This window comes from Chakrabartyella piscis (assembly GCA_030067835.1).
In the GTDB taxonomy this organism is placed as follows: Bacteria; Bacillota; Clostridia; order Lachnospirales; family Anaerotignaceae; genus Chakrabartyella; species Chakrabartyella piscis.
In genome coordinates this window covers 2,232,094-2,244,967 of sequence record CP092441.1, presented here as the reverse complement: position 1 = coordinate 2,244,967, position 12,874 = coordinate 2,232,094, and the positions used below count along the sequence as shown (strand labels likewise).

Annotated in this window: 9 protein-coding genes; 7 read left to right on the top strand and 2 right to left on the bottom strand. The window is 39.5% G+C overall.

Going from position 1 to position 12,874, the window contains the following annotated elements; translation table 11 throughout:
* Nucleotides 1-24: 24 nt before the first annotated feature.
* The 6 genes from pheT to tuf all read left to right on the top strand — a co-directional run bounded on the left by pheT (nt 25) and on the right by tuf (nt 9,307).
* Nucleotides 25-2,424 (top strand): phenylalanine--tRNA ligase subunit beta, encoded by a 2,400-nt coding sequence (gene pheT, locus MJY40_RS10110; RefSeq protein WP_317854124.1) that lies wholly within the window; start codon nt 25-27, stop codon nt 2,422-2,424.
* Between the two features lie 70 nt (nt 2,425-2,494).
* The gene (locus MJY40_RS10105) at nt 2,495-4,039 is read left to right on the top strand and encodes a phosphodiester glycosidase family protein (RefSeq protein ID WP_317854123.1); all 1,545 of its coding nucleotides are present in this window, start codon (nt 2,495-2,497) and stop codon (nt 4,037-4,039) included.
* 649 nt (nt 4,040-4,688) lie between these two features.
* A complete protein-coding gene (gene rpsL / locus MJY40_RS10100) occupies nt 4,689-5,111 on the top strand; it encodes a 30S ribosomal protein S12 (RefSeq protein ID WP_317854122.1) in 423 nt (140 codons plus the stop codon).
* Between the two features lie 184 nt (nt 5,112-5,295).
* Complete coding sequence (gene rpsG, locus MJY40_RS10095) at nt 5,296-5,766, top strand: 30S ribosomal protein S7 (protein ID WP_317854121.1); 471 nt, start codon at nt 5,296-5,298, stop codon at nt 5,764-5,766.
* Between the two features lie 90 nt (nt 5,767-5,856).
* Complete coding sequence (gene fusA, locus MJY40_RS10090) at nt 5,857-7,938, top strand: elongation factor G (RefSeq protein WP_317854120.1); 2,082 nt, start codon at nt 5,857-5,859, stop codon at nt 7,936-7,938.
* A gap of 175 nt (nt 7,939-8,113) precedes the next feature.
* Nucleotides 8,114-9,307, top strand: coding sequence for an elongation factor Tu (tuf, locus tag MJY40_RS10085; RefSeq protein ID WP_317854119.1), 1,194 nt, complete (start codon nt 8,114-8,116; stop codon nt 9,305-9,307).
* A gap of 387 nt (nt 9,308-9,694) precedes the next feature.
* On the opposite strand, the gene proS is transcribed toward tuf, so the two are convergent.
* The gene (proS, locus tag MJY40_RS10080) at nt 9,695-11,131 is read right to left on the bottom strand and encodes a proline--tRNA ligase (RefSeq protein WP_317854118.1); all 1,437 of its coding nucleotides are present in this window, start codon (nt 11,129-11,131) and stop codon (nt 9,695-9,697) included.
* Nucleotides 11,132-11,624: 493 nt separating this feature from the next.
* Here proS and MJY40_RS10075 point away from each other — a divergent pair, with 493 nt between their 5' ends.
* Nucleotides 11,625-12,146 (top strand): cysteine hydrolase family protein, encoded by a 522-nt coding sequence (locus MJY40_RS10075; protein WP_317854117.1) that lies wholly within the window; start codon nt 11,625-11,627, stop codon nt 12,144-12,146.
* Between the two features lie 41 nt (nt 12,147-12,187).
* Here MJY40_RS10075 and MJY40_RS10070 read toward each other — a convergent pair whose 3' ends face one another.
* Entirely contained in the window at nt 12,188-12,853 is a 666-nt protein-coding gene (locus tag MJY40_RS10070; RefSeq protein ID WP_317854116.1) for an ATP-binding protein, read from the bottom strand.
* Nucleotides 12,854-12,874: the final 21 nt, after the last annotated feature.

Here is a 12,874-nt window from a genome sequence, read left to right as displayed (position 1 = left end):
TGTAGATTTGAAAGGAGAGTTATCATGGACGTACCTATGTCATGGTTGAAAGAATATGCAGATGTCAATGTGGGCATCAAAGATTTTGTAGAAGATATCACTTTGAGTGGTTCTAAGGTAGAAGGCTATACTGTTATGGCTGGTGAAATCAAAAATGTAGTAACTGGTTATATCAAAGAAATCGTAAAACATCCAGATGCAGAAAAATTGGTGATTTGTACCATCGATGCTGGTCAAGGTGCAGATTTGACTATCGTAACTGGCGCACCTAACGTAAATGTTGGTGATTATGTACCTGTTGCTTTGGATGGTTCTGTAATCGCTGGTGGAAAAGAAATCCATACAGGTCCATTGCGTGGTGTAGAATCCCAAGGTATGCTTTGTTCTGTAGAAGAATTGGGCTTTGACTTGCATGACTTCCCAGAAGCACCAGAATACGGTATCTATATCTTCCCAGAAACAGTGGAACTTGGCAAAGATGTAGTGGAAGTTATGGATTTGATGGACACTGTTGTGGAATACGAAATCACTTCCAATAGACCAGATTGCTTTAGCATCTTGGGTATTGCAAGAGAAACAGCAGCAACATACAAAGGTGAATTTAGATTCCCTGAAATCTCTGTGAAAGCAGAAGGTACAGGTGATGTAAACGATATGATTTCTGTGGATATCCAAAATGCAGAATTGTGTCCTAGATACGTTGCTCGTGCAGTACAAAATGTAAAAATCGAACCATCACCAAGATGGATGAGAAAAAGACTTCGTGCAGCTGGTGTACGTCCTATCAACAACATCGTAGATATCACAAACTACGTTATGTTGGAAATGGGTCAACCTATGCATGCATTTGATATCAACACCATTGCAGAACGTAAAATCATTGTACGTAATGCAACAGCAGGCGAACAAATCACAACACTTGATGGTGTGGTTAGAGATTTGAACGAATCTATGCTTGTGATCGCTGACCCAGAAAAAGCAGTTGCAATTGCAGGTGTTATGGGTGGTGAAAACTCTATGATCAGTGAAGATGCAGAAGCAATTTTGTTTGAATCTGCAAACTTTGATGGTCCAAACGTACGTATCACAGCGAAAAATGTTGGTTTGCGTACAGATGCATCTGCTAAATTTGAAAAAGGCATCGATCCAAACATGGCACTCGACGCTGTCAATAGAGCCGTGCAATTGGTGGAAATGCTTGGTGCTGGGGATGTAGTTCCTGGTGTGGTAGACGCATATCCAAACAAAAAAGAAACTTGGGAATTGTCCTATTCTCCAGAATGGATCAACAAATTCTTGGGTACAGAAATTCCAGAAGAAGATATGCAAGCATCCTTTGAACGTTTGGGACTTATTGTAGATCCTGTGAATCATACAGTAGTAGTGCCAACTTACAGACCTGACTTGGAAGCACAAGCTGACTTGGCAGAAGAAGTGGCTCGTTTCTATGGTTATGACAAAATTGTGCCTACATTGGCAGCTGGAACACCAACTGTTGGTAAGAAAACATATGCACAAACCATCACTGGCATGGTCAAAGATGTTATGATTGCAGAAGGTCTTTGTGAAGCAATGACATATAGCTTTGAAAGCCCTAAAGTATTCGATAAAATCTTGTTGCCAGCTGATAGCAAACTTCGTGAAACTGTAACCATCCACAATCCATTGGGTGAAGATTTCAGCGTTATGAGAACGGTATCCTTCAATGGTATCTTGAATTCTCTTTCTACTAATTATAATAGAAGAAACGAACAAGCAGGCTTGTATGAAGTTGCAAAAGTATATCTTCCAAAAGCATTGCCTGTAACAGAATTGCCAGAAGAAGTATCCACTCTTACAATGGGTATGTATGGCAAAATGGACTTCTATGATTTGAAAGGTATTGTAGAACACTTGATGACTTCCTTGAGTATGTCCGATAAAGTGGAATATCTTCCAGAAAAATCTTTGACTTGGATGCATCCTGGTAGAACTGCTTCCATCCTTGTTGATGGCAAATCCATTGGTTACTTGGGCGAAGTACATCCAATTGTGGCAAAAAATTATGAAATCGGTGCAAAAACATATCTTGCGGTAATCAATGTGGAAGCATTGGTTGCAAATGCAAATAGAGATGTAATTTACAAACCATTGCCTAAATTCCCAGCAATGACAAGAGATATTGCAATGCTTGTAAAAGAAGATGTGACTGTCAAAGAAATTGCAGACATCATCAAAGCAAACGGTGGCGAACATATGGAAGCAGCAACACTCTTTGATGTATACCAAGGTTCTCAAATCGAAGTGGGTTACAAATCTGTTGCATATTCCATTTCCTTTAGAGGTACAGACAGAACTTTGTCTGATGCAGATATTGCAGATGGTATGAGTGCAATTGTCAGCGAATTGGCAAGCAAATTGAATGCGCAAGTAAGAGATAAATAAATTATAAATAGTATATGGGTGTGCTGATATGTGCACCCTTTTGTGTATCATTAAAATTAGGGGGTATTTTATGAAAACACGTTTCTCTAGTATACTTGCGGTTGTTTTGGTTACAAGTTTGGCTTTTCCTATGGGCGTTTTGGCAGGAGAAGTGCAATTCAATCCAAAAGGTATGGATATTTCTGTGGCATTTCCATCCACAGGCTTGCACACAGATGCAAATGTATCCTCTTTCATTGATAGCGGTGTAACCTATGCCATCAATGGTGGTTTCTTTGATGCATACTACAGTACATCGGCTGGATATTCTTATCCGGACAATGCACCAAGAATTTTTGGTCCTATCATACAAGATGGAGACTTGATCAATGGTGGTTTCACCCATAATATGGTTGGATTCACATCAAGTGGCGATGTGCTCATTGATCGTGTAACGGTAACACCGATGTTTTATCGCAATGGTTCCAAAGATGGTAGCCAAATTTGGGTCACCAATCAATTGTATACAGAAGGATATTCTGTTTCTTTGATGACAGATGATTTCAAAAACAGCTTTACAGTGCCAACAGGTGCTACAACCGTTACAGTGAGTAATGGTGTTGTCACAAACATCAATACAAATGCAACACAACAGGTGGCAAGTGGAACAACCATGTTGGTGTTCAATTCAGAACGTGTAAATATGTTGCGTTCCTATAATGCATTTTTGAATGTTGGCGATAAAATCACATATGGTGTAGATTATACATCCACACAAAATGGAAATTGGAATAATGTAGAAACAGCAGTCACAGGTGGTAAAATTTTGGTTATGAATGGTCAAAATGTGGGTTACGATAGCTCCAGTTACAATGTGGAATTTGCAAATGAAGCAAATCAGATGGACAATGCATCAGCAGCCAGAAGTTATCTTGGGGTCAAATCCAATGGAGAAATCATTTTGGGTACCACAACAGGTACATTTCCAAATATAGCAGCAAACTTGGTCAGTGCGGGATGTGTCAGTGCCATCAGCTTGGATGGTGGAGCATCTAGCATGTTATATGCAAATGGCAGTTTCCAAACTTCTGCTGGTAGAAATTTGGCAGCAATATTGACATTCTCAGGTGGAACTACAACCACTACAACTACAACTACAACCAACACCACAACAACAAGCACCACCACATCATCATCTGCAACAGCACAAGCAACAGCACAAGCAACAGCATCTAAAGTTCTTGTAGATGGTAGTAATGTGGCATTTGAAGCATATAATATTGGCGGAAGTAATTATTTCAAATTGCGTGATTTGGCAGAAGTGTTGAGTGGTACCAATGCAAAATTCTCTGTTTCTTGGGATGGGGCAAACAAAGCAATTGCAGTGAATACCGGTGATGCTTATACCAGTGTTGGTGGCGAATTGGCAACAGGTGATGGTCAAAATAAAGCTGCAACACTAAGTGCATCTACTTTATATTGTAATGGAACAATACAGAATTTGGATGCCTATACAATTGATGGAAATACCTATTTCAAATTACGTGATTTGGGTCAATTGATTGATTTCAATGTGGGTTGGGATAGTGCACAAAGTTTGATTACCATTACTTCTTCTGTGGGATATGATGGATAAGAATGATATGTAGGGGCGTACCTGTGTGTATGTCCTTTTTCTATGAAACTCAGAAACTGTCATTCAGAGGAGCGAAGCGACGAAGAATCTGAATATACCCTTTTCTATAAAACTATGTACTGTCATACAGAGGAGTAAAGCAATGAAGAGTCTGACTATAGTCTTTCTATAAAAATCTACGCACTGTCATTCAGAGGAGCGAAGCGACGAAGAATCTTAAAAAACATATCAAAAATCCTATACGCTGGTGGCAATTTTCACTGCATAAACCTATGGAATATGGTTGTTTCTGCACCAAATGTAAAACTTTAAGGCAACACCGCACAACGCTCTATCACAATCTTTACGATTTATTTCTCCGTCAGAATCATTAAAAATACTCGACGATATTTCCGATATCGCCTACGTTTTTTGATAATTATGACGAAAAAATCTACTCGTAAATCTTGCAATTAGGGTTGTGTGGTATTGCCTTTAAAAAATTCATAAGGAATTTGTAAAAAACCTTGACTTTTCCTTGTTTGAGTGATAAAATTCTCTAGTGTCTGTACGTATGTAGGTTTCTAAGCACTTACATAAGAGGACACAAGGCAGAAAATATGTGCAATAGCAGAACGTATTATTATAATCTTATAAGGAGGTGCAATACATGCCTACATTTAATCAATTAGTAAGAAAAGGTAGACAAACAGTAGAAAAGAAATCTACAGCTCCAGCTTTGCAAAAAGGTTTGAACTCTTTGCAAAAGAAAGCAACAGATGCTTCTTCTCCACAAAAACGTGGTGTTTGTACAGCAGTAAAAACTTCTACACCTAAAAAACCAAACTCCGCTTTGAGAAAAATTGCCAGAGTTCGTCTTTCCAATGGTTTGGAAGTTACAGCTTACATCCCAGGTGAAGGCCACAACTTGCAAGAACATAGTGTTGTTTTGATCCGTGGTGGTAGAGTAAAAGATTTACCAGGGGTTCGTTACCACATTGTCAGAGGTACATTGGATACAGCTGGTGTTGCAAAAAGAATGCAAGCTAGATCCAAATATGGCGCTAAACGCCCTAAAGCTCCTAAAAAATAATTTTTTACGAGTAACCACTGACTTTTTCGAAAAAGTCAAAATTAAATTAGGAAATGCCTTATACAGATCAATACAATCTGCGATTGCTTAGACGAGATATACGTTGAGTGATAAGGCATGAAAACGTGGAAATGAATCCACGAAGTACCGAGAATATTATTTATTCATCAAGGAGGGAAGAATCGTGCCAAGAAAAGGACATGTTGCAAAAAGAGAAGTATTAGCAGACCCTGTCTACAACAGCAAATTGGTGACAAAACTCATCAACAGCATTATGTTGGACGGTAAAAAAGGTGTTGCAGAAAAAATCGTTTACGGTGCATTTGATAAAGTAGCAGAAAAATCCGGCAAAGAAGCACTTGAAGCTTTCGAAGAAGCTTTGGGTAACATCATGCCAGTTTTGGAAGTTAAAGCACGTCGTGTTGGTGGTGCAACTTATCAAGTACCAATGGAAATCAGACCAGAAAGAAGACAAACATTGGGTCTTCGTTGGTTGACCACATACTCCAGAAAACGTGGAGAAAAAACTATGGTTGATCGTTTGGCTGGTGAAATTACAGATGCACTGGGCAATGCTGGTGGCGCTTGTAAAAAGAAAGACGATACACACAAAATGGCAGAAGCAAACAAAGCTTTCTCCCATTTCAAATGGTAATCAAAACAAATATTGGGCATTGGATGTGGCGAACTGTTACATCCACAGCCTATTTGTTTATCTGAACAAGATAAAGAGGAGGACTAAGTCGTGGCAAAAAGAGCATATCCATTGGAAAGAACCAGAAATATTGGTATCATGGCTCATATCGACGCAGGTAAAACCACTTTGACAGAACGTGTTTTGTTCTATACAGGTCGTAACTACAAGATTGGGGATACTCATGAAGGTACAGCTACAATGGACTGGATGGAACAAGAGCAAGAAAGAGGTATCACAATTACTTCTGCTGCTACAACCTGTCATTGGCAAGAAAACAGAATCAATATCATTGATACTCCTGGACACGTTGACTTTACAGTAGAAGTTGAACGTTCCTTGCGTGTACTTGATGGTTCTGTCTGCGTATTCTGTGCAAAGGGTGGGGTTGAACCTCAATCCGAAACAGTATGGCGTCAAGCTGATAACTACAACGTACCTAGAATGGCATTTGTTAACAAAATGGACATCATGGGTGCTGATTTCTACAATGTAGTTGATATGATGAAAAAAAGATTGGGCTGTACACCAGTTGCAATGCAATTGCCAATCGGTGCTGAAAGCGATTTCATCGGTTTGATCGATTTGATGACAATGAAAGCTTATATCTACAAAGATAACCAAGGTAGCATCATTGAAGAAATCGAAATTCCTGAAGACATGGCTGATAAAGCTGAAGAATACAGACAAGCGTTGGTTGAATCTATTGCAGAAACTGACGAAGATATGATGATGATGTATTTGGAAGGTGAAGAACCAAGTGTAGAACAATTGAAAGCTGCTATGCGTAGTGCATGTATCGGCTGTAAATTGGTTCCTGTATTCTGTGGTTCCGCTTACAAAAACAAAGGTGTTCAAAAATTGTTGGATGCTGTCATCGAATATATGCCTGCACCAACAGATATCCCTGCTATCAAAGGTATGGATCCTGACACAGGCGAAGAAATTGAAAAACATTCTTCCGATGAAGAACCATTTGCAGCTTTGGCATTCAAAATTATGAATGACCCATTTGTTGGTAAATTGGCATTCTTCCGTGTGTACTCTGGTACATTGGATTCTGGAACATATGTACACAATTCTACAAAAGGCAAAAAAGAACGTGTTGGTCGTATCTTGCAAATGCATGCAAATCACCGTGAAGAAATTGATAAAGTTTACGCTGGTGATATCGCTGCTGCTGTAGGTTTCAAATCCACAACAACAGGTGATACAATCTGTGACGAAGATCACGAAGTAATCTTGGAATCCATGGTATTCCCAGAACCAGTTATCGAAGTTGCAATTGAACCTAAAACAAAAGCAGGTAGAGATAAAATGGGTATTGCTTTGGCTAAATTGGCTGAAGAAGATCCAACTTTCAAAACCTACACAAATGCTGACACAGGTCAAACAATCATCGCTGGTATGGGTGAGCTTCACTTGGAAATCATCGTTGACCGTTTGCTTCGTGAATTTAAGGTAGAAGCTAATGTAGGTGCTCCTCAAGTATCCTACAAAGAAACATTCCGTAAAGCTGTTGACGTTGAAGGTAAATTTGTACGTCAATCCGGTGGTCGTGGTCAATACGGTCATTGTAAGGTTCGTTTCTATCCTATGGGCACAGATGCTGAACACAACTACGAGTTCGTAAATGCTACTGTAGGGGGCTCTATCCCTAAAGAATATATCCCTGCAATCGACAAAGGTATCCAACAAGCTATGCAAAGTGGTATCTTGGGCGGTTATCCAGTACTTGGCGTGAAAGCGGAAGTATATGATGGTTCTTACCATGATGTCGATTCCTCTGAAACAGCTTATCAAGTAGCTGGTTCCATGGCTTTCAAAGAAGCTATGAGAAAAGGTGATGCAGTTCTTTTGGAACCAATCATGAAAGTAACTGTAACTGTTCCTGAAGAATACATGGGTGATGTTATCGGTGATATCAACTCTCGTCGTGGTCGTATCGAAGGTATGGACGACAGAAGTGGTGTCAAAGAAATTCATTCCTTTGTACCTCTTGCAGAAATGTTTGGTTACTCTACTGACCTTCGTTCCAAAACACAAGGTCGTGGCAACTATGTAATGGAAGTTGACCATTACGAACCATGCCCTAAATCCATTCAAGAAAAAGTTTTGGATGGCAAAAAATAATTTGCAAAGGATATTTTATGAAAATTTTATAAAAATACGCTGAAATTGCAAATAAAACGAATTTTAAGTATTGCAAAATACAAAGAAATTTACTATAATTGAGATGATAGGTGTGTCCAATTGTGGACGCACCAACTTCAATAAATATTTAAATTCCAAAGGAGGAACATTTAAAATGGCAAAGCAAAAGTTTGAAAGAACCAAACCACATATGAATATTGGTACAATCGGTCACGTTGACCACGGTAAAACAACTTTGACAGCAGCAATCACAAAAACTCTTTTTGATAGATACCAAATCGGTGCTATCGTAGACTTTGACAACATCGACAAAGCTCCTGAAGAAAGAGAACGTGGTATCACAATCTCCACAGCTCACGTTGAATATGAAACACCAGCTCGTCACTATGCTCATGTTGACTGCCCAGGACATGCCGATTACGTTAAAAACATGATCACTGGTGCTGCTCAAATGGACGGTGCTATCTTGGTAGTAGCTGCTACAGATGGTCCTATGGCTCAAACAAGAGAACATATCTTGCTTTCTCGTCAAGTAGGCGTTCCTTACATCGTTGTTTTCATGAACAAATGTGATATGGTAGATGACGAAGAAATGCTTGAATTGGTAGAAATGGAAATCAGAGATTTGCTTTCTGAATATGACTTCCCAGGCGATGATATCCCTGTAATCCAAGGTTCCGCTTTCCAAGCTTTGAACGACACAGCTGGTTCTTGGGGTGACGGCATTCTTGAATTGTTCAACGCAGTTGAAGAATACATTCCTGAACCAAAAAGAGATACAGACAAACCTTTCTTGATGCCTGTAGAAGACGTATTCTCCATCACAGGTCGTGGTACTGTAGCAACAGGTAGAGTTGAATCTGGTGTTGTTAAAGTTCAAGACGAAGTTGAAATCGTTGGTTTGACAGAAGAAACAAGAAAAGTAGTTGTAACAGGCGTTGAAATGTTCCGTAAATTGTTGGATCAAGCAGAAGCTGGCGACAACATCGGTGTTCTTCTTCGTGGTGTTCAAAGAGATGACATCGAAAGAGGTCAAGTTTTGGCTAAACCAGGTTCCATTACACCTCATACAAAATTCGAAGCTCAAGTTTACGTATTGAGCAAAGAAGAAGGTGGCCGTCATACTCCATTCTTCAACAACTACAGACCACAATTCTACTTCAGAACAACTGACGTAACTGGTGTCATCAATCTTCCAGCTGGTACAGAAATGTGTATGCCTGGCGATAACGTAGAAATGGTTATCGAATTGATTTCCCCAATCGCTATGTCCCAAGGTCTTCGTTTCTCCATCCGTGAAGGTGGTAGAACAGTAGGCGCTGGTTCCGTAATTAGCGTAATCGAATAATTTAAATTCGAATTGCTTGCATAAGCATTGGAAAGGCATTCCTTAGGGAGTGCCTTTTTTTGTAGGGGCGGACCTATGTGTCCGCCTGTTTGTTTAGCGAAGAATGAATAGTTATAAACTTAAGATTCTTCGTCATTACATTCCTCTGAATGACAGAAAAGCGGTATAGAGTTGGAAAAAAGTAGTGAAAAGTGAATTATAAAGCGTTGAGAATGCATCTATACCATTCCAACCATTCAAAATGAGCTAGGCAAATGCCTAGCTCTCCTCATCTTATATTCGATTGCTTATCCTTATTATAAAAAGTTTTTGAATAAAGTTTACGTCCACGCTTTTTAAGGGTGGCAGGGTGTTGGGACAGAGTCCCGAGGTCTTACTCTTTTGATCTTAATAAGCTCTGCCCCAGTAAACCATTGTTTTTGCAGGCTTGCCACAGCAAACACAAACGTCAGAAACGCTTTCTTGCTCAAATGGCATACAACGACTGGTTGCAGATGTTTGTTCTTTGATGGCATCTTCGCACGCTTGGTCTCCACACCACATAGCTTTTACAAAACCAGGTGTTTCATCCAATGTACGCTCGAAATCAGCCATATTGGTCGCAACATATGTTTTGGAATCACGTCTAGCAGCAGCTTTTTCCAACAATGTAGTTTGGATTTCTGCCAACAATTCAGGAATCTTAGTTTCCAATTCATCCAAAGAAACAATAATCTTTTCACCAGTATCACGTCTTGCAAGAACAGCTTGGTTTTGTTCCAAATCTCTAGGTCCAACTTCCAAACGAAGAGGAACACCTTTCATTTCATATTCGCTGAATTTCCAACCAGCAGATTTATCGGAATCATCCAATTTGATTCTGCATACATTTTTGAGACTGTCACGAAGTGCAGCAGATTTTTCCAAAACGCCTTCTTTGTGTTGTGCAATAGGGATGATGACCACTTGTGTAGGTGCCACATTTGGAGGCAATACCAAACCACTGTTGTCACCATGAACCATAATTAAAGCACCAATCATACGTGTGGTTACACCCCAGCTTGTTTGGTGAACGTGTTGCAATTTGTTTTCTTTGTCTGTGTATTGGATGCCAAATGCTTCTGCAAATCCATCACCAAAGTTATGGCTGGTACCTGTTTGCAAAGCTTTACCATCATGCATCAAACTTTCAATTGTGTAAGTCGCTTTTGCACCAGCAAAACGTTCTTTGGCTGTTTTTTCTCCTTTGAGAACAGGAATTGCCAAGAATTCATGACAAAAATCAGCGTATACATTCAACATACGTACAGTTTCAGCTTCTGCTTCTTCAGCAGTAGCATGAGCAGTATGACCTTCTTGCCACAAGAATTCTGTTGTTCTAAGGAAAGGTCTAGTTGTTTTTTCCCAACGTACAACGGAACACCATTGGTTGTAGAGTTTTGGCAAATCTCTATAAGAGTGAATGATGTTTGCGTAGTGTTCACAGAACAATGTTTCAGATGTTGGACGCACACAAAGTCTTTCTTGCAATTTGGTTTCACCACCGTGAGTTACCCAAGCAACTTCTGGTGCAAAGCCTTCTACGTGATCTTTTTCTTTTTGCAACAAACTTTCTGGAATAAACATAGGCATGTATACATTTTCATGTCCTGTTTCTTTGAATCGTCTGTCCAATTCTTGTTGCATCAATTCCCAGATTGCATAGCCATATGGTCTGATGATCATACAACCTTTCAAACTGGAATACTCTGTTAGATCTGCTTTTTTGACAACGTCAGTGTACCATTGTGGGAAATCCAAATCCATATCGGTGATGGATTCCACGAATTTTTTATCCTTAGCCATTTTTGTCCTCCTAAATATCCTTTACTATTTTGTTTGAAAATAAAAAAATCCCAATCCCCAAAAGGGACCAGAATCAAATCGGCGGTGCCACCCTAATTGATGAAGAAACCTTCATCCACTCGAAATCGTTAACGCCGAAATACGCTGCATTTTCCCTACAGGCTCCGAGGTAGGTTCTATTGGGTAACCTCTAAAAATCCATAGTGTTAGGATTGTTTATAGGTCACCAAATCTTGCAAAGACTCGCATCAACCGTCTATTTTCTGGATACAAAGATTTATATACTATTCCTCATCATCGTTTTATCTCTATTATCATAACCAACAGGGTTTTATCTGTCAAGGGGATAGCGGTATTTTCTTGGATAATATAGAAAAAATCATGGTTTTTCAGTGGAAATGATACGTTTTTTCATCATTGTTATGGCTAGAAATAATCATTGCAAAGGAGTATGATAGGGATATACCAAAGAAGAGAAAGGGAAGGTGTGAATATGAAAAAAATATTACTTGTAATTGATATGCAAAATGATTTTGTGGATGGTGTTTTGGGCACCCAAGAAGCAGTTGCAATTGTGCCAGATGTGGTAGCCAAAATCAAAGAATACCCACTAGAAAATATCATTGCAACAAGAGATACCCATGGTGATGATTATATGGAAACCAGTGAAGGCAAACATCTTCCTGTGATTCATTGTGTGAAAGATACAGATGGCTGGCAACTCAATCCTTCTGTTGGAGAAGCGCTGTCAGGTGCCAAAATCATCAATAAGCCATATTTTGGATCCAAAGAATTGGTGGAAACCATAGGGGAAATGACACAAACAGACGAAATTGCAGTGGAACTCATTGGTATTTGCACCGATATTTGTGTGGTGAGCAATGCCATGATGTTGAAATCTGCTTTGCCAGAAATGGAAATTGTGGTGGATAGCAAATGTTGTGCAGGCGTCACACCAGAAAGCCACGAAGCAGCACTTTTGACTATGAAGATGTGTCAGATTACAGTAAAATAGAAAAAAATATACGGACATCCTTGGTAGGGTGCCCGTATTTCTTATTGTTCCAATAATTCACCTTTGATGGAAATGGTGTGTACTTGCCAAGGAATGAATTTACCACTGTTTTTCAGTGCAGTGACAGCAGCGTGTTCAATTCCACCACAACAAGGTACTTCCATACGTACCACAGTCAAACTTTTGATATCGTTGTTTTGGATGATACTGGTGAGTTTTTCGATATAATCACCAGCATCCAATTTTGGACATCCAATGATGGTGACTTTGTTTTTCATAAATTGCCCGTGGAAATTGCCATAAGCAAATGCAGTACAATCTGCTGCCACCAAAAGATGTGCTTGGTGGAAATATGGAGCAGTTTCTGACACCAATTTGATTTGTACAGGCCATTGTTGCAACATGGAGGATACAGGAGAACTGGTTTCTGCTACAGCAACTGGTTTTCTGTCAAATGCAGCTGCCAAAGTACCAGGACAGGTAACAGGTTTTGATTTTGGTTCTAAATTGACCACATCTTTATCAGAAAAACTGATGGCATTTACAGGACAGACTGGCAAACAATTGCCAAGACCATCGCAATAATCATCATGCATCATTTTTGCTTTTCCATTGACAATTGCAATTGCACTTTGTTGACAGGCATTGGCACAAAGACCACAGCCTACACATTTTTCTTCATCGATTTGAATGACTTTTCTGGACATACGAAACCTCCTATTGATTTA

Bases quoted from the DNA above. Each gene is read 5' to 3' on its own strand.
- pheT (WP_317854124.1), top strand. From the start codon at position 25: ATGGACGTACCTATGTCATGGTTGAAAGAATATGCAGATGTCAATGTG.
- MJY40_RS10105 (WP_317854123.1), top strand. From the start codon at position 2,495: ATGAAAACACGTTTCTCTAGTATACTTGCGGTTGTTTTGGTTACAAGT.
- rpsL (WP_317854122.1), top strand. From the start codon at position 4,689: ATGCCTACATTTAATCAATTAGTAAGAAAAGGTAGACAAACAGTAGAA.
- tuf (WP_317854119.1), top strand. From the start codon at position 8,114: ATGGCAAAGCAAAAGTTTGAAAGAACCAAACCACATATGAATATTGGT.
- proS (WP_317854118.1), bottom strand. From the start codon at position 11,131: ATGGCTAAGGATAAAAAATTCGTGGAATCCATCACCGATATGGATTTG.
- MJY40_RS10075 (WP_317854117.1), top strand. From the start codon at position 11,625: ATGAAAAAAATATTACTTGTAATTGATATGCAAAATGATTTTGTGGAT.
- MJY40_RS10070 (WP_317854116.1), bottom strand. From the start codon at position 12,853: ATGTCCAGAAAAGTCATTCAAATCGATGAAGAAAAATGTGTAGGCTGT.